Source organism: Pseudoduganella sp. GW821-FHT05F09, from assembly GCF_059419605.1.
In genome coordinates this window covers 162439-181783 of sequence record NZ_JBWKSD010000001.1, presented here as the reverse complement: position 1 = coordinate 181783, position 19345 = coordinate 162439, and the positions used below count along the sequence as shown (strand labels likewise).

14 protein-coding genes are annotated in these 19345 nt (G+C 63.5%); 8 read left to right on the top strand and 6 right to left on the bottom strand.

Annotated features, from left to right (window positions below; all coding sequences use genetic code 11):
* On the bottom strand, positions 1-3321 hold the full coding sequence (locus AC07S4_RS00655; RefSeq protein WP_494984759.1) for a DUF8487 domain-containing protein: 3321 nt from the start codon (positions 3319-3321) through the stop codon (positions 1-3).
* Positions 3322-3519: 198 nt separating this feature from the next.
* Between AC07S4_RS00655 and AC07S4_RS00650 the strand changes: the two genes are divergently transcribed.
* On the top strand, positions 3520-3984 hold the full coding sequence (locus AC07S4_RS00650) for a carboxymuconolactone decarboxylase family protein (RefSeq protein ID WP_494984758.1): 465 nt from the start codon (positions 3520-3522) through the stop codon (positions 3982-3984).
* 664 nt (positions 3985-4648) lie between these two features.
* Here AC07S4_RS00650 and AC07S4_RS00645 read toward each other — a convergent pair.
* Together AC07S4_RS00645 and AC07S4_RS00640 are read right to left on the bottom strand one after the other, a co-directional pair.
* Entirely contained in the window at positions 4649-5269 is a 621-nt protein-coding gene (locus AC07S4_RS00645) for a hypothetical protein (RefSeq protein ID WP_494984757.1), read from the bottom strand.
* Positions 5270-5310: 41 nt separating this feature from the next.
* The gene (locus AC07S4_RS00640; protein ID WP_494984756.1) at positions 5311-9498 is read right to left on the bottom strand and encodes an RHS repeat-associated core domain-containing protein; all 4188 of its coding nucleotides are present in this window, start codon (positions 9496-9498) and stop codon (positions 5311-5313) included.
* Positions 9499-9790: 292 nt separating this feature from the next.
* Between AC07S4_RS00640 and AC07S4_RS00635 the strand changes: the two genes are divergently transcribed.
* Positions 9791-10330 (top strand): lipocalin family protein, encoded by a 540-nt coding sequence (locus tag AC07S4_RS00635; protein ID WP_494984755.1) that lies wholly within the window; start codon positions 9791-9793, stop codon positions 10328-10330.
* A 4-nt stretch (positions 10331-10334) separates the two neighbouring features.
* Here AC07S4_RS00635 and AC07S4_RS00630 read toward each other — a convergent pair whose 3' ends face one another.
* Both AC07S4_RS00630 and AC07S4_RS00625 read right to left on the bottom strand, forming a co-directional pair.
* Entirely contained in the window at positions 10335-11516 is a 1182-nt protein-coding gene (locus AC07S4_RS00630; protein ID WP_494984754.1) for a fatty acid desaturase family protein, read from the bottom strand.
* 18 nt (positions 11517-11534) lie between these two features.
* The gene (locus AC07S4_RS00625) at positions 11535-12608 is read right to left on the bottom strand and encodes a ferredoxin reductase (RefSeq protein ID WP_494984753.1); all 1074 of its coding nucleotides are present in this window, start codon (positions 12606-12608) and stop codon (positions 11535-11537) included.
* A 156-nt stretch (positions 12609-12764) separates the two neighbouring features.
* Between AC07S4_RS00625 and fabR the strand changes: the two genes are divergently transcribed.
* The 6 genes from fabR (at position 12765) to AC07S4_RS00595 (ending at position 18808) form a co-directional block, all read left to right on the top strand.
* Positions 12765-13445, top strand: a complete 681-nt coding sequence (gene fabR / locus AC07S4_RS00620) for an HTH-type transcriptional repressor FabR (RefSeq protein WP_494984752.1) — start codon at positions 12765-12767, stop codon at positions 13443-13445.
* Positions 13446-13563: 118 nt separating this feature from the next.
* Positions 13564-14475 (top strand): hypothetical protein, encoded by a 912-nt coding sequence (locus AC07S4_RS00615; protein ID WP_494984751.1) that lies wholly within the window; start codon positions 13564-13566, stop codon positions 14473-14475.
* 99 nt (positions 14476-14574) lie between these two features.
* Positions 14575-15507: a GlxA family transcriptional regulator gene (locus AC07S4_RS00610; RefSeq protein WP_494985581.1), complete on the top strand. Its 933-nt coding sequence runs from the start codon at positions 14575-14577 to the stop codon at positions 15505-15507.
* Between the two features lie 147 nt (positions 15508-15654).
* Entirely contained in the window at positions 15655-17790 is a 2136-nt protein-coding gene (locus AC07S4_RS00605) for a xanthine dehydrogenase family protein molybdopterin-binding subunit (protein WP_494984750.1), read from the top strand.
* Between the two features lie 11 nt (positions 17791-17801).
* A complete protein-coding gene (locus AC07S4_RS00600; RefSeq protein WP_494984749.1) occupies positions 17802-18257 on the top strand; it encodes a (2Fe-2S)-binding protein in 456 nt (151 codons plus the stop codon).
* On the top strand, positions 18254-18808 hold the full coding sequence (locus AC07S4_RS00595; RefSeq protein ID WP_494984748.1) for a hypothetical protein: 555 nt from the start codon (positions 18254-18256) through the stop codon (positions 18806-18808). The genes AC07S4_RS00600 and AC07S4_RS00595 overlap by 4 nt, the downstream gene beginning before the upstream one ends.
* Before the next feature lie 19 nt (positions 18809-18827).
* On the opposite strand, the gene AC07S4_RS00590 is transcribed toward AC07S4_RS00595, so the two are convergent.
* Positions 18828-19238 carry a cupin domain-containing protein gene (locus tag AC07S4_RS00590; RefSeq protein WP_494984747.1) on the bottom strand — a complete coding sequence of 137 codons (411 nt, stop codon included), beginning with the start codon at positions 19236-19238 and terminating at the stop codon, positions 18828-18830.
* Positions 19239-19345 lie beyond the last annotated feature (107 nt).

Here is a 19345-nt window from a genome sequence, read left to right as displayed (position 1 = left end):
CTAGCGGGCCGGTTTCTTCTTCTCCTCTGCCGGCAGGTTCTCGTCGATGTCGCTGGATGCCGACTTCACCCGCTTGTAGCTCAGCGGACCTTCGTTGGGCGGCAGCGCCGGGCCGGTGTAGCGCAGCGCCAGCTCGGCCAGCGAGCTGGAGGTGTCGCTGCCGAAGCCGGACAGGGCCGTAAACCGCAGCTGGCGCGCCGTCACCGCCTGGCCGAAATCGATGGACTGCTGCTCGAAGGTCGATACCAGCGCGCCGCGCTTGAGTTCGCGCCAGTTCTCCCCGTCGTCGCTGGCGTGGACGACGTATTCGCGCACGTCGCCCTCGTGGTCGCGGTGGTTCTGGCGCGGCATCAGCACCAGGCCGGTGAACGACACCGGCTGCGGGAAGGCCAGCGCCAGCTCGCGCGGCGCGCCGTTCTTGCCGTCCGCAGTCCAGAAGGTGTTGGGGTCGCCGTCGATGGCGTTGGCGGCGTTGGCGGCGTTTGCGATATCACGCCCGCCCGCCGCCGTGACCGCCGTTGCGCCTAGCTTCTTCATCACCTGGGTGTCAAACAGCACCGAGCGCAGCTGCGCCGCCGTCAGCACCGCCTGCGGCTTGAAGCCGCTGCCGGCCATATAGTCCAGCAGCGACCTGCGCAGCTGGCGCGCCACCACGCGGCGGTCCAGGTCGCGCTCCAGGTCGGTACTGGCCACCATCAGCCTGCCCTTGCCCACCTGCGCCTCGAACAGCAGGCCCAGCTTGAAGTTGCGGTTCCAGTCGTCCACCGGCTGCACGATGGGCTGCAGGCCGGACGGCAGGCGGTCCAGGTTCAGCGCGCGCGTGCCCGCCACCAGCTCGTTCCATTGCCAGTCATTGAAGGACTCGGTGGGGAACTGCGCCAGCGCGGGATGGCGGTGGTCCACCCACACGCCCAGCATACGGCCCCAGGCGGGGCTCATCAGGCGGTTCCAGAATACAGGCACCGCGTCCAACGGCGGCGAGTTCCAGTCCAGGTCCGCCGCCAGCGGCAGGTAGAGCACCTTGCCGCCCGCATCCAGGCTGGCCTCGGCCGCCGGCCAGCTGTGCGTTACCAGCACGCCGTCCTGCGCAGCCGGAGCAGCCGCAGCAGCCGGAGCCGGATAGACCCAGATATTCCAGTCGTTTTCAACATCCATGCCGCGCAGGCCCACCACCAGCTTGTAGGCCTGCGGCGCCGGCAGCGCGGACAGCGCCGCCGTGACCGTGCCAAGCTTGATGTTCTTGCCGATGGCAATGGCCTGCTGCGGGAAGTCGCCGCCGGCGGCCACCTTGCCGGCCGGGTCCACCAGCTTCCAGTAAGGCCGCGCATTGGCCAGCGCCTTTTCGCCGAAATGGGCGATTTCCACCTCGGCCGTCAGCGTTTCGTTGCCGGTGTAGACCCGCTTCATCACGCGCGCCAGCGGCACCGTCTGGCCGTTGAAGCGGCGGAATTCCTTGGCGGTGGCGTAGCCCTTGGGCTCCCAGAAGGTGTCCAGCAGGCCCACCAGGGCCGTGCCCTGGCCCAGGTAGTCGTGCAGGTCCAGCAGCTGGTAGCCCATCATGCCGGGCGTGCGCAGATTGGCTTCGATGTCCTCTTTATAGCTGTTCAGCTGGAATTTGCCGGAAGCGTAGGCGAAGTCCTTGTTGCGGTGGGCCATGCCGTGCCTGGCCAGCGAGTCGCGGAAGATCTCGTAGTTGCCCGGCTGGAGATAGCCCTTGAATTTATCGATCACGCTGAAGTCCGGATACGCCACCCATTGCCCGGCTTCGTGCGACACCACCGGCACATGGATCTCGGCCAGCGAGTCGCCGTAGTCCCTGCCGAACCAGCCCTTGTTGCCGCGCAGCGGCTTGGGGCCGATGCGCTGCATGGCCAGGAAGTCCGTGCCCTCGCCCAGGCCCGGCACTTCCTTCTCGGTGTGGCCGGTGCCGTTGGAATACAGGCGGCGCGGATCGGCCACGCGGTAGTGCGCTATCCACTGGTCGAAGGCCTCCTTCCAGCGGCCCTTGGGTTCATTGCCGGGGCTGAGCAGCACAAAGGACGGATGGTTGCCGTAGGCGCGGATGATCCTCTCGGTTTCCTCGTGCAGCATCTTGTCCATGGCGGTGCCGGGCGAGACCTCGTTCCACATGCCCGGTTCCGGCTGCAGATACATGCCCAGTTCATCGGCCGCCTGGAAGGCCGCTTCCGGCGGGCAGAAGGAATGGAAGCGGATATGGTTGATGCCCCAGTCCTTGTTGATCTGGAAGATCTTGCGCCAATAGGCCACGTCGGTGGGCGGATAGCCGGTGAGCGGGAAGTCGCCGCCGTGGTGGGTGCCGCGCAGCAGCAGGGTGCGGCCGTTCAGCACAAAGTCCTTGCCGCGCGCGGCGATCTGCGCAAAGCCGAAACGCACTTCGCGCGCGTCGTCCGCCGCCCCGCCCTTCAGCCGCAGCTGGATCTTGTGCAACGCTGGGTGGAACTCATCCCAGGTCTGCGCGCCGGCCGGGAACTGCACCTTGATCTCGGCGCTGCCGCCGCCCTCGCCCCAGCTGACCTGGTGCGCCACGCCGTTCGCCGTCAGCACGCCGCTGCCGGCGCGCCCGGCCGCGTTGCCGATGCGGACCTTCAGCAGCACCGACCTGTCCTGCACATTGGGATAGGCTTGTGCGTCGTCCAGCCACACGGGCGAGGTGGCGCGCAGCTCCACCTTGCCGATAATGCCGTTCCAGCTCATGCCCAGCGAGTCGGACACGCTGTGCGCATCCGGCCGGTAGGCCATCAGCATGCGGTTGTCCACGCGGATGGACACGCGGTGCTTGCCCGGCGCCAGCAGGCCCAGGTCGTATTCGTGCTCGGCCACCAGGCTGAGGTTGGAGCCCAGCTTCTTGTCGTCCACCCAGGCGGTGGAGCCCCAGCGCGGCCGCTCCAGGAACAGCGCCACGCGCTTGCCGCGCCAGGACGCGGGCACTTCCACGTCGCGCTGGTACCAGGCCGCGCCCAGATAGTGGCGCGGCGGCTGGGACAGGAAAGGCACTTTCACCTTGCCCGGCGCCGTGTGCCGCTTGTAGTCCTCACGCTGGTCCCAGTTCTTGTCGTACAGGGACAGCACCCAAGGCGTCTTGGCCGTGATCTCGTCGCCCTGCCCCTGCGCCTGCAAAATGCCGGGGATGGCGATCTTGCCGGCCAGGTCGCGCCCGTACCAGCCCTGGGCCATGCCCTCGTCGGCGCGGTCCATGGCGAAGCGCCACTGGCCGGACAAGTCGCGCACTTCGGCGGCATGGAGGTTGGCGGCGGCCAGCCAGCACGCCGCGATCAGGATGGAGGGGGAAGTTCGGGCCACGGGATACCTTGCAGACGGACGATGGGATGGAGCCGATTATGTCTCAATCACGCGCTGCGGTTTGCGCATCCTCGTGAGTGTTTTTGCGAAGTTTTTGATTTTTTTTGAAAAAGCTGTCACAAGCGCGCGGCGGCGCACGTCTTATGAGTATGAAGGCAGCGCACTGGGCGTTGCCCCACACTGAGAAGAGAGACCATCATGAGCGCACGTATCCCATTCTTCACCCTGGCCCCTGCTCCACTGAAGGCCATGATCGCCCTGTCCGGCGCCGTCAAGCAAAGCTCGCTGGGCGCCCGCCTGGTGGAGCTGGTCAATCTGCGCGTGTCGCAGATCAACGGCTGCGGCATGTGCATCGACATGCACTGGCGCGACCTGGTGAAGCAAGGCGCGGACTACCGCCACCTGAACGCCATCGCCGGCTGGCGCGAAGCCCCGCTGTCCTTCTTCAGCGCCCGCGAACGCGCCGCGCTGGGCTGGGCGGAAGCCGTCAACGCCCTGCCGCACAAGGACGACACCGACAAGGCCTACGCCGAACTGCGCGAGCACTTCAACGACACCGAAGTGGCCGAACTGGCCTACGCCATCTCCGTCATCAAGGGTTGGAACATGATTAACCTGAGCCTGCGCAACCCGATTCCGGAAGTGCCGGCGCCAGGCATGTAAATCACTGCACGACGTAGTCCAAGCCCGCCACACGTGGCGGGCGCTCGCGTCCCCGGATCAAGACATGCACGACGGGGGCACGCGGCTTTGTTAAGCTCGATTGCATCCTCATGTCTCGCATGAAGTTAGGTAGATATTCCCCCAAGCTTGTCGGCCAGGGAGCCGCCAGCAGCAGATTAAATCAGCGCCCCTACCTAAGGCCACCTCGAATAACCCGGTTTTGACGGCGTGAGATGTTGCGCAAGCCCTATACGAGCAATTTTGGTCTGGACACGCACTCTCAACTCTATGTTTAACAGCATCGGACCTCCGTTCGGGAACTAGTCATGTCGGCACCTTACCTCAATGATTGCCACGATGCAATAATCCAACCTATCAAGACTAAAGAAAAAACGACACCACAAAATATCCAGTAGCCTATTTTTTCGCCTCGTGACATTTCGTCGTATTGTTCACTTCTGGTTTTTGTGAAGCCATCCTTAAGCAATTGCCGCAGAGATTTCTTCATCATTTCCCATAATTTATTAGCGAAACTTCTTAACTATATCGATTCGATGCCAAGTATAGCGATTAGATGACACATCTGTCGATGCCCCTGGAGCCCCGCACGCTCGCAGTTTACATGGATGCGCCCACCTTGCGCCAAGCGCATCCACTTTGACCATTACAGGTGGTCAACCGGCCGTAGCGTTTTAGCTGGGTGGAAAGACTCAAATTTCGTTCCCGGCTTCCCCTCCCATAGGTCAAGTTGCGTAACTTTTCGCCGAATGACATTACACCGCCATACGCCTGTCGTACGTGTAGGGGCACTGCTAAGCGCAGCTGTGGCAGCAATGGGGCCATTGATCACTGCCTCGAACCCTGTTTTCGTTCTGATTAAATCGACTTGGCGAATAGTATTTTCGCCCCAAACGTAACCCCCGCCATTCAACCAGAACAATCCCCCGTACGTGAAGTAACTACGCAACACAGGAATATGCTTAACTTCACCTAAAGTCATGGCAGCAGTTATAGGCGCAAACTCCAATGTTGCTTTCCACAGTTGCGACGTGTCAGAGTCAGCCAAGTCCTCCCATGCTCGAATAGACAATACATTTCGGTTGCCCACACCTATCTGGTGCCCCACATTGGCCTGCCCATAAGGCGGCTCATCAAACCGCTTGATAACAATCGAAGCCTTTTCAATCAACAAGCACGTTATTGGCACTTTGGGCGTGGGTTGTTCCTCAACAGCAGCAGCGTGGACACGAAACGAGCAGACGGTGACAAATATAACGAGAAGCATCACCCGGACTCTGCAACTTATAGATGAAGATGAAAACAACATTATTTTGCACATTTGCAGAGCTTACTGCGCACGGCTTGGAATCTTTCCCAACTTGCCTCGGCATTCCTGGCGGCGTAAGGATAGATTACATCGTGATACGCTTCCTGCCACGTAAAATGTCCGACCTCGTGATAATAGGTTTCCAGTACTTTGAATTGCATTTTCGCATCTAGTGGCTTGAGAAACATTTTATTTAGGTGTATATAGCCGTCAAAACCTTCTTCCCGTCCTGGAATTTGAGCTTGTCCGTACCATCCCATTCCGGCGTAGTCGACTTTTGGCGAACCTTTACCAAAATTCATATTAGGGAGGCGCTCTCTTGCGGTCTTCTCTGCAGCATCAATATCACATTGTTCTAACCCCGTCGGATCAATCCTGTTCAATGAGTTTCCATCAACATATGCATAGGTATTGATACCGCCCGCAAGGCCGATCGGATCACTCTGGAGATAGCGGCCAAGTGCAGCGTCGTAATAACGGTGCCAGTTATACCACAACCCAGTTTCATTATCGAGATACTGCCCAGGGAAGCCAACATTCATTCCTCCTACGGTATCAACCACTACTTTCCGGTCAAACGCCGCGTTTTCCGCGCGCCACACGACTGCACCGGCAGTATTGCTCAGCACTTCGGGCCGGCCCAGGTGGTCATTGTGGCTGGCGTAGAACTGGCCGCCCCGCACGATTCCCAGCAACTCGCCCCCTATCCAGACGTAGCTGGTTGGCGTGGCGCCAGTTTCGGTCAACAGCTCTCCTTGCGGTCCATAAACATAAGCAGTACCCACGCCGATGTTCTTGTAAGCGCGCTGGTTATAAATGTTGGAACGGTAGTCGCCGACTTGCACGCCGCCGATGGTGACCGCGCTCATCCGGTTGAACAAGTCGTAGTCGTAGACACGGTTGCCATCGGTGCGCGTTTCGGTGTGGACGTTGCCGATTGCATCGTAGCCAAAGCTGCGCGACTTGCCGCCGCCACTCCAGGATGCAAGCCTGTTGCTTTGCGAGTCAGGCGTGAACGTGTAGGCCGTGCCTTGCCGGCTCTGGCTGGTACGATTCCCGGCGCTATCCCAGTTAAAGCTCTGTGCGTCGCTGCTGCGGGTTACGGAGTTGACGCGGTCCGCTGCGTCGTAGCCGAAGCCGGAGGTCATGGCGCTGTACACGCCGTCTGTGAGGCTGTTGATCAGGTCCACATTGTTATAACCGAGCGTGACATTGTGCACGCCACTGCTGCTCATCTGCGCAATGCGGCCGTCCGTGTCCAGCGTCACCAGGCGCGGCAAACCATTGCCGAAGCGCCAGGCATAGCGCTGCGAGTTCGCCGGCTGGTACAGGAAGTTGCTGGCCAGCGTGGCTGATGCGCCAGCGAGGTTGCTGGTGATGCCGGATACGCGGCCATAGCTGTCGTAGGCATACGTCAGCGCCAGGCCGTACGGATAAGTCATGGTGCTCACCCTGCCGACCGTGTCGTAGGTCCAGCCGTTCGTGTAGGTGCTGCCGTAGATTTCATTGGCCTTGCTGATCAGCTCCCCGGCGGCGTTGTAGGTAAAGGTCATCTGGCCCGTGCCGTCGTTGGTGCGGGTCAGGCTGCCTTTTCCGTAGATGCCTTCGTCATAGGTGAAGATGTTGGCAGTGCCGCCACTCGTGCGCGTGGTGGGCCGGTCCAGCTTGTCCCAGCCGTAGGTAATGGTGACGTTGTCCGCCCGCGTCTCCGTGTACAGCCGGCCTATGCTGTCGTACGCGTAGGTGGTGGTGCCGGTGTCGGGGCTGGTGCGCGAGACCACATCGCCAAAGCCGTTGTAGCTGTAGCTCGTCGTGAGCAGACGCGGATCTTGCACCGACTCCAGCATGCCGTCGTTGTCGTAGGAAAGCGTGGTCACGCCACCATCGGCAGCCGTGCTCTTGGTCAGGCGGTTCTGCGCGTCGTACTCGTAGCGGGTAACGTGGCTGGCCGCGTCGGTCACGCTCTCCAGATTACCGTTGAGATCGTAGCGGTAGTTCACTAACTGGCCGGCGTTGCCGGACGCCGTGTACGGCCGGCCCTGCGAATCGAGCGCGGTGGTGGCGCTGAAGCTGCCGGATACAGAGGCGGTCGGCGTACTGCCGGCGGCGACATGCCGTTCCGAACTGCCGGTAACGGTTTTATTAGGGGCATTGATTGCCACGGTCACGAACTTGCCGAGTGCATCGCCAGTCTGGTAGAGCCTGGTAGCGGCGTTGTAGCGGTAGCGTTTGATGCGGCCATCGCCAAAATTGATGTCGGTGACCTGCCTGTTGTTGTTATAGGTATAGGTAGTCGTTCGCGTCCCGCTGCCAGGCACAGTCAGCGTCGTACTGAGCAAATTGGTATTCGGCGCAAACACCATGGTCGTGCTCACGCCATTGATATCGGTGTACGTGCCTGGGCGTCCCAGCCCATCATAGTTGCTCCAGGATTCCTGCTGGGTCAGCCCATTCGTGCTCGTCGCCATATTGCCGTAGGCGTCGTAGGTGATCGTCGTGACCGACGAGGCGCCCGCAGGCAGGGTACGCGTGATGGTCTTGGTGGCGATGGTGCCGTTGGCGTTGAAGGTGTAGGCGTACGTGGTCTTCTTCTGCTTGCCGGTCTTCAGGTCGTCCATCGTGATGCTGGCGATGCGGCCGTTCGCCACGCCGGAGTTGTGGTAGCCGTAGGTGGTACGCGCATAGGCAACCCCGTTCGTGCCGATGTAATCGACATGGTCGATCTGGTTTCCGGACCAGACATTGGTCACCTTCAGGGCGTCGGCCGTGCCAAAGGCGGTCGTCACACTTTGAATCCGGCCGGCGCCATCGACGTTGTATTGCGTGCGGTTGCCTTTCCAGTCCAGCGTGTAGTCAATATAACCTTGGGCTGTGTAGAAGGTGCTCGCGCTGGAAGCGCCGCAGGTCGAAGTACCCGTGCGCTCCACGGAACTAATTTTTTGCTCGCCCAGTACCGTCGTGAAGTTGTACACCGTGGGCTGGCCGAGTGCATTGGTTACCGTGGTCTTGTTGGTGCCATAGACAAAGCTGTCGCTCTCTTCGCCGCCTGCCAGCGAGCTTTGGCTGACGCGCTTGTCGGAATAGTAACTGTATGTGCTGTAGCGGACACCGTTGATGGTAATGCCGGTTAATAAAGTCGGATCGGCGTTTTCGTAGAGGTAACCGCGGACGTCGGCGGTTTGGCCGGCTTGCACAGGCGCGGTAACCGAGGTCAGCATTCCATTGGTGTTGTAGCCGTAGGTCCAGATCTTGGAGGACGTATCCTTCAGCGTACTGACGCGTCCATTGCTGCCGTACGTCAACTGGATAAATTTGCCGTTGGTATGGGTGATTTTATCCACGCGGGAGGTGCCATTAACGTAGGTATAGCTGACGCCCACACCACTGTTTTCAAGTACGCTGATAATGTAGCCGCTTGCATCATAATAGTATTCGATTTCGTCCTTAATTAGTATCCAGCTGTTATTCGGCGTATACCAAAGCTCTCCGGTAGAGGCTGAACCACCGACGTTATAAACATAGGTATCGCCTTCCGCCATTGTGGTGGCAGATTTTCCGGACGTTTTGATGAGGTTGCGGGCTCGGCTGGCCCTGGTCTTCTCAGCGGCTGACATCGCGCCAGCCAGCACAATATTGCTGAACTTATAGGTGAACTTGGTTCCATCCGGCTGAGAGATAGTCACGGTCTCCGGAATGCAGTCTCCAGTTTGCTTGACCGAGCAGCCTGCCAAGGTAAACATCACCCGAGGAACCTCTATGCTCGACATCCAATTAGGCCCAAACATTGCGCCATTGGCCTGCTTACTGCGATAAGTTCGGGATACCCCAAGTCCATAGGCGCCGTGCGCAATGTAGTCCACTTCCTCCTTGAATTTTTCGCCAGTGGACAAGATAACCGGGTTGCAGGTCTTTGCGGAAGTTCCCGAGTCTGCTGCGGCTGGCGGTTTTAGCTGTTCTTGTGTGGCAGGAGTACCACCTCCGCCGCCGCCACCATTTGAAGGAGTGCCACTGCCACCCGCATCGTAGTAGATATCACGTCCGTTTTGGCAATTGTATTTCATCGCTCCATCATAGCCATCGCACTTATCCCCGGGCACGATCACCTGTTGGATATCACGTTCTTCGGCAAAAGCGGAATTCCCATAAATGCAGAGAAAAACAAAGGCAAACTGAGAAATAACTTTCAATGTAGTATCCTCAAAATAATACTTCAATTATCCCAACAGGAATTTATAGAAATATTTCGCCCTGGTCAAATTTTATCTTTCTGGCCCGGAAGCCTTATCCACGCTATATGCCGGCCATCTCAACGACTATCAAAACAATACTAATCGGTACCAAACTTTGAATATTCGGACTCACCCCGACCGAATTACAGACGCTATCATCGGGTGAAATGGTTTGAGCTCCCGTCGAGCAGCACGGCGGCGCAGTACTGGCAAAGGCGCTACCATGGCACTTTTGCCATAGAGAACCACAATGAGCAAACTGCTGACCGCCGCCAGTCTTATCCTGGCCTGCACGGGCGCCGCCGCCGCGCCCGTGCAACCCATCACCGCGCTCGACGTGCCGCGCTATATGGGCACCTGGTACGAAATCGCAAAATACCCCAACTACTTCCAGCGCAAATGCGTGGGCGACACCACCGCGAACTACGCGCTGCAGCCCGACAAGACCGTGCAGGTGACCAACCGCTGCGCGATCGAAGGGGGCGAAGCCATCGTGGCCACGGCCGCGGGCCGCCAGGTGGGCGCCGCCACGTCCCCCAAGCTGGAGGTGCGCTTCGCGCCCGCCTGGCTGTCATTCCTGCCCATGGTGTGGGCCGACTACTGGGTGATCGAGCTGGACGAGCAGTACCAGCTGGCCGCTGTCAGCGAACCGAAACGCGAGTACCTGTGGATTTTGTCGCGCACGCCAACGGTGGAGCCGCAAGCTTATGCGGCGCTGCTGGCACGGCTGGAGAAGCAGGGATACAGCCTGCAGAAGCTGGTGCGCACTCCGCAGGCTGAAAAGAAGTAAGGCGTCAGGCCGAGGTGGCGGCGTCGGCCACCTTGCGCGTGCGCGGCGGACGCGCCGGCGGCGGGCCGTCCAGCAAGGGGCTGTAGCCGGGGAAGCTCATGCGCACGATGCGCAGCAGCGTGGTGCCGAACTGGCGCGTGAGCGAGCCGGTGTTGTACGGCAGGCGGTACTGGGCGCACAGCGCGCGCACGCGCGGCGCCACTTCGCCGTAGCGGTTGCTCGGCATGTCCGGGAACAGGTGGTGTTCGATCTGGTGGCTCAGGTTGCCGCTCATGATGTGGAACAGCTTGCCGCCCTTGATATTGCAGGAGCCCAGCAGCTGGCGCACATACCAGTGCGCGCGGGTTTCGTTCTCCACTTCCGCCTTGGTGAACACGTGCACGTCCATCGGGAAGTGGCCGCAGAAGATGATCAGGTAGGTCCACAGATTGCGCACGATATTGGCCGCCGCGTTGGCGCCCGCCACGTAGAAGAAGAACGGCCCGGCCAGCAGCGGGAACAGCAGGTAGTCCTTGCGCGCCTGGCGCAGGATCTTGGCGCGCGTGCGCAGCCACATGGGGCGCAGCGCGGACCACTTCATGCGGCCCTGGATCACGCGGCCCAGCTCCAGCTCCTGGATCGCAATGCCCCATTCGAAGAACACCGCCAGCAGCAAAGCCCACAGCGGATTGCCCAGGTTGAAGGGCTTCCAGCGCTGGCCGGAGAACAGGCGCAGCAGGCCGTAGCCCGCCACGTCGGCGTCCTTGCCTAGCACATTGGTCCAGGTGTGGTGCTTGACGTTGTGCGCGTGCTTCCACTGGTCGGACGGGCAAACGTGATCCCACTCCCAGCGGCCGGACTGGATCTCCGGGTCGCGCAGCCAGTCCCATTGCGCGTGCAGGATGTTGTGGCCGATCTCCATGTTTTCCAGGATCTTGGCGGCGCCCAGCGTCAGCACGCCCAGCACCATCACGGGCCAGAAGAAGGCCCAGCCGGCAAGCGCGTGGCCCCATTGCGGCAGCAGCGCCAGGCTGGCGTAGATGCCCAGGCGGCCGCCGACTTCCAGGCAGCGGTGGACTTTCAGCAGGCGGCGCACATAGCGCGCGTCGCGCTCGCCGCGGCTGGCCATGACTTCGTTGCGGATCGCTTCGACATCGCTGCCAAAGGCGGCGATGTCGGCGGGAGTAAGGTGGGATGGAATAGGCATGGAATTCTCGTTGGGTGGTTACAGCGCCAGTTCGACGTCGCCGACCGCGCTGCAGACGCAGACTTGCACGGTGTCGCCCGGCTCGGCGATCAGGGCGCCGTTGCGCAGGTCGCGCACGCAGCCGCTGACCAGCTTGGTGTCGCAGCCGTGGCAGATGCCCATGCGGCAGCCGTGCTTGGGATTGAGGCCGGCATCTTCGGCGATGCGCAGCAGATTGGTCACGCCGTCCGACTGCGCCTCGGTGGCGCTGCCCGCGAACAGCACGCGGCCGGCGGTGGCCTGGTCGGTGCCGGCCGCCATGGGCGCGTGGAAGCGTTCCACGTGCAGCAGGTGCGCCAGGCCGGCGGCCTGCCAGTGCGCCTCCACCGCCGCCAGCAGGCTGGCCGGGCCGCAGGCCCACACTTCGCGCTCGCGCCAGTCCGGGCAGGCAGCTTCCAGCTGTTCGGCGCTGAAACGCGCGCCGCCGTCCTGGGTGTAGTGGCGGAACAGCTGGTAGTGGCGCTGGGTGGACGCCAGCGTATCGAGCTCGCCGCCGAAGATCACGTCGCGCTCACGCGGCGCGTAATGCAGGTGCACCGTGTCCGGCACCACTTCGTACTCCTGCACGTAGTTGCGCAGCATGCTCATGATGGGCGTGATGCCGCTACCGCCGGTAATAAACAGCGGATGCACGGGCATGGACTCGGGCAGAACGAAATCGCCCTGCGGCTCGCCCAGCGGCAGATATTCGCCCACGCGCACCTGGCGCACCAGGCGCTCCGATACGCGCCCTTCCGGCACCGCCTTCACGGTGACGGTGATGCAGCCGTCTTCGCGGTCGGGCGCGGACGAAATGGAATAGGTGCGGGTATGCCGCTGGCCGCCGATCGGCACGCCCAGGCGCACGAACTGGCCGGGGCGGTGGCTGCGCCAGCCGGCGCCGGGGCGCAGGGTCAGGGTGCGGCTGTCGGCCGTTTCCTCGCGCACGCCCACCACCCGCGCCATCAGCGCGTGCGTGGTCCAGAGCGGGTTCACCAGCTCCACGTAGTGCGAGTGGCGCAGCGGGTAGGCAAACATGTCCGCCAGGCGCGCCAGGGATGCTCGTATAGTCATGGCATAGCAAATAATAAGAATAGCCATGATTGTGGACACTTGTACACATCAAGTCAAGTCCCGCCTGCACAACAAATAGGCAGCCCCGTCACACGCCCGTCACATTTCCGTGGATTGCCCGTGTAAAATGGCGGTACACCTGTACACAAGGAAGCCATGATCGAGCATGAATCAGAAGAAGGCGCGGCGCGGCCCGAGCGCAAGACCGACACCCGCAAGGCCCTGCTGCAGGCGGCGCTGACGCTGGTGGGCGAAGGCCGCAGCTTCACCAGCCTGGGGCTGCGCGAGATCACCCGCCAAGCCGGCGTGGTGCCGAACGCCTTCTACCGCCACTTCCGCAACACGGACGAATTGGGGCTGGAGCTGGTGGACGAAACCGGCATCACGCTGCGGCGCCTGCTGCGCGAAGCGCGCCAGATCGACGTGTCGCGCGGCTCCATCCTGCGCCGTTCGGTGCGGGTGTACCTGGACTATGTGAAGGCGAACCGGCTGCAGTTCCAGTTCATCGCCACCGAGCGTTCGGGCGGCAGCCGCATTTTGCGCCTGGCGATCCGCACCGACGTGACCCACTTCACCAATGAAATGGCGCAGGACATCCGCGCGCTGGGCCGCTACCGCGACCTGCCGACGCCGCGCCTGCAAATGGTGTGCGGCCTGATCGTGATGACCATGCTGGCCGCCGCCACCGACATCCTGGACCTGCCGCCCGGCCAGCCGCTGCTGGAGGGTGAAATGGAGGAAAATTTCGTGCAGCAGCTGCACGTGATCCTGCTGGGCGCGTCCAAGTGGCAGGAAAAGGACGAATTCCAGGCAGGCCAGCTCGGACGCCTGCGCTAGCGGCGCGCCCGCCTCGCGCAATGGCAGGAATCGAGGGCTTATTGTCCCTTTCAAGCGCTAAGAAACTTCTATAATGCGGCCATCTTTCATCCAACGGCCACATAGGAAGCGCACCCGCATGACGAGCAAGCCACACCCGGCAGGAGAGCACCGCCGCGCCGACGGCCCGCCCACCATCCTGGTCCAGACCACCATCCCATCGACAAGCGGCGACTGGTCCGTGGCGCGTTTCGGCCTCCTGGTGCGCCTGCTCGCCGGGCAGCGCGACCCGCAAGGGCAGCCGGCTTTCAAAGTCATCGCCAGGGACCGGGACGCCGGCAGTGGACCGGACAGCGTGCTGTCCCGGCTCGACACCCTCGGCATCGACGTCCTCTGGCTGCTCGCGGTCGACACCGGCGCCGGACTGCATGCGGAGGAATGCCGCGCAATCGAGCGTTTTCGCCAGCAGGGCGGCGGGGTGCTGGTGGCGCGCGACCACATGGACCTCGGTTCGTCCCTGTGCGGACTGGCTGGCATCGGCGACGCACATCACTTCCATACCCGGAATCCCGAGACGGACCCGCGCCGCCGCGTCAACGACGATACCGGCACGCCTTATATCCATTGGCCCAACTACCATTCAGGCCGCAACGGCGACTACCAGGAGCTGACGGTGGCCGGCCCGGTGCACCCGGTGCTGGCCGACCACGGCTCGCCCAACGGCGCAATCCGCTTTTTCCCGGCCCATCCGCACGAGGGCGCCGTCAGCGCCCCGCCGGGCGAACCGGCGCGCGTGATCGCCCGCGGACGCAGCCTGGCGAGCGGCGCGCTGTTCAATCTGGCCGTCGCCTTCGAGGGCGACGCGCAGCGCGGACGCGCCATTGCCCAGAGTTCGTTCCACCATTTCTGCGACTACAACTGGGATCCAGGCACCGGCTGCCCCGGCTTCGTCAGCGAACCGCCCGGAGACGGCATGGCAGCCAACCCGGCCGCGCTGCGCGATATCCAACGCTACGTCGTCAACACGGCCCATTGGCTGGCCGGCGAATAGCGCGGCGGCACGAAGCACATGGAAGAAGGCGGCCAGTTATGGCATAAAGGCGTTTACTGACTTTTTTTAGGCGAGGCATCCGTGGTAGCCAAAGTAGCACTGCTAATATTTCCTGGGTTTCACATACTCGACTTGTCCATACTGTCGGTGTTTGGCATCGCCAACCACTTTGCGCCGGACAGCTATGCGGTCGATATCGTGTCCATGAGCGGCGGCATGGTGCGCAGCATGTCCGGCGTGGGCGTGGAGACCACGGCCTTCGGCGAACAGCGCTATGACACGGTGATAGTCGGCAGCTCGCCCGCCATCCCAGTACCCTGCCCCGGCATGGTGGAACGCCTGCAGGCGGCCGCGCGCAGTTCGCGCCGCATTGCAAGCATCTGCACCGGGGCTTTCATCCTGGCCGAAGCGGGCGTGTTCGACGGCCGTTCGGTCACCACCCACTGGGGCTTTGCTGAGGCGCTCACGCGCCGCTTCCCTGCCGCCAGCGTGGTGCCGGACAAGATCTTCATCCGCGACGGCAAGTTCTGGAGCTCGGCAGGCATGACCGCCTGCATCGACCTGGTGCTGGGCATGGTGGAGGCGGACCTCGGGCACGACATCACCAAGAAAATCAGCCAGACCATGGTGCTCTACCACCGCCGTTCCGGCGGGCAGAGCCAGTTCTCGCTGCTGGCCGAAATCGACCCCAAGCAGGAGCGCATCCGCCGGGTGCTCTCCTTCATCAAGGACAACCTGCGCGAACCGCTGAGCATACAGCAGCTGGCCGACCTGGTGAACTGGAGCCCGCGCCATTTCAGCCGCGCCTTCCAGTCCGAGACCGGCCTGTCCCCCGCCAAGGCGATCGAAAAACTGCGCGTGGAGGCGGCGCGGGCGCTGATCGAAAGCGGCCATGGGTCCGCAGCGCGCATCGCCGTCCAGACCGGCTTTGGCGACGATGAACGCATGCGCCGCGCGTTCCTGCGGGTGCTGGGCGAACCTCCGCAACAGTTCATGCGCGCGTCGCGCCCGCCCGCCTCCCTCAGCATGTGAGGCGGCGGCGCGCATGCGCCCCTGCCGCGATGTCCGTTTTAGCCGGTTTTTGGTCCCCTGGCCGCCGCGCACGCTTCGTACAATCTTCCCAACATCCCCCCCGCCGCTCGCAGAGCAGGCAGGCACTCTATTGCGCAAGGAGCGTGCATGACCGATCGTCGATTCTTCCTCAAAGCCATGGCGGCGGGGGGCGGCCTGCTGTTGCAGATCGCCCTTCCCGCCGCCCGGGCGCGCGACGGCGCCGCAAGCGGGGCCTGGCAAGCCAACGCAGTGCTGCGCATCGCGGCCGACGGCAAAGTCACCATGACCATGCCGTATGTCGAAATGGGCCAGGGCACCTACACCTCGATTCCCATGCTGATCGCGGAGGAGCTGGAACTCGACCTGAAGGACGTGGTGCTGGAGCACGCCGGCGCGGACGACCAGCGCTACGTCAACCCGGCGCTGGGCTTCCAGGTGACGGGCGGTTCCACCACCATCCGCGCCGCCTGGCTGCCAATGCGCCAGGCCGGGGCCGCCGCGCGCATGCTGCTGGTGCAGGCGGCGGCCGCCAGCTGGCAGGTCGATCCCTCGGCCTGCCGCGCGCAGCAAGGCGCGGTGATACACGCCGCCAGCGGCCGCAAACTGCGCTACGGAGAGCTGGCCGCCGCTGCCGCCGCCCTGCCGCTGCCTGGTCCGGAGGCCATCGTGCTGAAGCAGCCGAAGGACTTCCGCCTGATCGGCAAGGCGACGCGCCGCCTCGACACGCCGGGCAAGCTCGATGGCTCGGCCAAGTACGGCATCGACGTCCAGCTGCCGGGCATGAAAGTGGCGGCGCTGGCCATCAGCCCGGCCTATGGCGGCCGGCTGCTAGGGTTGGACGAAGCGGCGGCGCTGAAGGTGCCAGGCGTGCGCCAGGTGGTGCGGCTGGACGACTGCGCCGCCGTGGTGGCGGACCACTACGGCGCGGCGCAGAAGGGCCTGTCGCTGCTGGCGCTGCGCTGGGACGACGGGCCGAACGCCAACCTGTCCACCGCCGACATCGTGGCCGACATGGCACGGGCGGCCCAACAGGGCGCCGCCAAAGTGCGCAGCGACGGCGAGCCGGAACAGGCCTTGGCCAAGTCCAGCCGCGTGCTGGAAGCCACTTACGAACTGCCCTTCCTGGCCCATGCGGCGATGGAACCGATGAACTGCACGGTGCATGTGCAGCCGGACCGCTGCGAGGTCTGGACCGGCACCCAGGTCGTCACTCGCGCCCGCGCCGCCGCAGCCAAGGTGACCGGCCTGCCGGAAGACAAAGTCACCGTGCACAACTTCCTGCTGGGCGGCGGCTTCGGACGCCGGCTGGAGGTCGACGGTGTGGAGCGCGCCGTGCGCATCGCGCGCCAGGTCAAGCACCCGCTCAAGGTGATCTGGAGCCGCGAGGAAGACATCCAGCACGATATGTATCGTCCATATTTCTACGACCGCGTGCGCGCCGGGGTGGACGAACTAGGCATGCCGCTGGCCTGGTTCCACCACCTGACGGGTTCCTCGGTGCTGGGCCGTTTCCTGCCGCCTGCCTTTAACAACGGGTTCGACCCTGAAACGGTGGACGGAGCCGAGGCGCCGCCCTACGCCTTCAAGGCCATCCGGGTCGACTACACGCGCCACGAGCCGCCGCACATTCCTACCGCCTTCTGGCGCGGCGTCGGCCCCACCCACAACGTGTTCGTGGTGGAGAGCTTCGTCGACGAACTGGCGGCCGCCGCCAAAATCGATCCGCTGGCCTACCGCCTGGCCATGCTCAAGCACAATCCGCGCGCCGAGGCGGTACTGACGCTGGCTGCGCGCAAGGCCGGCTGGAGCGGGCCAAGGGCCGGATCCGCCGGCCGAGGCCTGTCGGTGCAATTCGCCTTCGGCACCTACATGGCCATGGTGGTGGATGCGCGCGTGGAGGACGGAGAGGTGCGGGTGGACCGCGTGGTCTGCGCGCTCGACTGCGGCGTGGTGGTCAACCCGGATACCGTGCGGGCGCAGGTCGAGAGCGCCGTGGTGTTCGGCATTTCCGGTGCGCTGTGGGGCGACATCACGTTCAGGAACGGCCGCGTCGAGCAGAGCAATTTTCACGACTACCGCGTGCTGCGCATGCACGAAACGCCGCCGATCGAGATCCACATCATCGCCAGCAACGAGGCGCCCGGCGGCATGGGCGAACCGGGCACTTCGGCGCTGACGCCGGCGCTGTCCAACGCCATCTTCGCCGCCACCGGCAAACGCATACGCAAGCTGCCGATCGCCGCGGCCTTGCAGGAAAATTAACAGGAGCAGACATGATTTCCTTGACCATCAACGGCAAGTCCACCAAAGTACAGGCCGAGCCGGACACCCCGCTGCTGTGGGTGCTGCGCGACGAGCTGCACCTGTCCGGCACCAAATTCGGCTGCGGCATGGCGCTGTGCGGCGCCTGCACCGTCCATATCGACGGCCAGCCAACGCGCGCCTGTGTGATGCCGGCATCGGCCGCCGTGGGGAAAAAGATCACCACCATTGAAGCGGTCGGCGCCACGCCGGTGGGCAAGCGCGTGCAGCAGGCCTGGGCCGAGATCGACGTGCCGCAGTGCGGGTACTGCCAGTCGGGCCAGATCATGGCGGCCACCGCCCTGCTGCGCGCCATCCCGAAGCCCAGCGACAAGGATATTGACCAGGCCATGGCGGGCAACATCTGCCGCTGCGGCACCTATCCGCGCATCCGCGCCGCCATCCACAAAGCGGCGGGGCAGGCATGATGGGCCGTCCCTACCTGCCCCTGCTGCTGGGCGCCGCGCTGGCGGGCTCCATCCATGCCGCGCCAGCGCCAGCCGATCCCGGGCAAGGCGCCCTGTTCGACCCGGTTGCGAGCGTGGTGATGACGCCGCGCTGCGTGAACTGCCACCAGGCCGAGGCGCCGCGCCAGAAGGATTTCGGCGTGCTGCACGCGCAGCAGGTGGTGCGCGGCAAGGACGGCCATGGCTCGGCGGCGTTGCAGTGCGCCGCCTGCCACCAGAGCGTCAATACGGCGCAAGGCCGCGTGCCCGGCGCGCCCAACTGGCACCTGGCGCCGCTCAGCATGCGCTGGCAGGGGCTGGACAAGCGTGGCGTGTGCCGGCAGATGCGCGATCCGGCCCGCAACGGAAACCGAAAAACCGGCCAGCAAGTGATCGAGCACATGAAGACCGACCCGCTGGTGCTGTGGGCCTGGCAGCCAGGCGCCAAACGCAGCGTGCCGCCGATGACGCACAGCGAGTTTATCCGCGCACTGGAAGCGTGGGCCGCCGCCGGCATGCCCTGCCCGGGCTAGCGGCCAGGCCACAGCAGCATCACTGCGCCGGTATCAGCACCGGCTTTTGCTTTTCCTTCAGCAGGAAGACAACGAACCTGGCCGGCTTGGTCTTGCTGGCGTTGCGGCCCACGGTGTGCAGGTCGGCCGGGCCTTCGTAGAAGGTGTCGCCGGGCTTGAGCGTGACTTCCTTGCCGCCCTTTACGCCCATGACGATGGAGCCTTCCAGCACGTAGACGATGCCGTGCGCGTCGTGGCGGTGCACCGGGTCCTCGCCGCCGGGCGCGTATTCCACGGAGATCATCATCAGCTCCTTGCCGGGCATTTCGGCCACGTCCTTGTTGATGAGGGGCTTGAAGGATACGCCGCCGGGCGCGGCGTGCGCCAGCGGCATGCCCACGGCGATGGCGGCATTCAGGGCCAGGCTCAGGCAGATTTTCTTGATGTCCATTTCGATACTCCTGTTGGGATAAGTGGCTGCAACAGGATCAATTCTAGGAGTGCGCCGGCGTCGCCGGTAGGCCTGCGGCGGGCCGCACGCTGGTGAGCGGCAGGCAC

Excerpts from the sequence above, each read along its gene's own strand:
- AC07S4_RS00650 (WP_494984758.1), top strand. The coding sequence starts at position 3,520 with ATGAGCGCACGTATCCCATTCTTCACCCTGGCCCCTGCTCCACTGAAG.
- AC07S4_RS00645 (WP_494984757.1), bottom strand. The coding sequence starts at position 5,269 with ATGCTTCTCGTTATATTTGTCACCGTCTGCTCGTTTCGTGTCCACGCT.
- AC07S4_RS00635 (WP_494984755.1), top strand. The coding sequence starts at position 9,791 with ATGAGCAAACTGCTGACCGCCGCCAGTCTTATCCTGGCCTGCACGGGC.
- AC07S4_RS00630 (WP_494984754.1), bottom strand. The coding sequence starts at position 11,516 with ATGCCTATTCCATCCCACCTTACTCCCGCCGACATCGCCGCCTTTGGC.
- AC07S4_RS00625 (WP_494984753.1), bottom strand. The coding sequence starts at position 12,608 with ATGACTATACGAGCATCCCTGGCGCGCCTGGCGGACATGTTTGCCTAC.
- fabR (WP_494984752.1), top strand. The coding sequence starts at position 12,765 with ATGATCGAGCATGAATCAGAAGAAGGCGCGGCGCGGCCCGAGCGCAAG.
- AC07S4_RS00615 (WP_494984751.1), top strand. The coding sequence starts at position 13,564 with ATGACGAGCAAGCCACACCCGGCAGGAGAGCACCGCCGCGCCGACGGC.
- AC07S4_RS00605 (WP_494984750.1), top strand. The coding sequence starts at position 15,655 with ATGACCGATCGTCGATTCTTCCTCAAAGCCATGGCGGCGGGGGGCGGC.
- AC07S4_RS00600 (WP_494984749.1), top strand. The coding sequence starts at position 17,802 with ATGATTTCCTTGACCATCAACGGCAAGTCCACCAAAGTACAGGCCGAG.
- AC07S4_RS00595 (WP_494984748.1), top strand. The coding sequence starts at position 18,254 with ATGATGGGCCGTCCCTACCTGCCCCTGCTGCTGGGCGCCGCGCTGGCG.
- AC07S4_RS00590 (WP_494984747.1), bottom strand. The coding sequence starts at position 19,238 with ATGGACATCAAGAAAATCTGCCTGAGCCTGGCCCTGAATGCCGCCATC.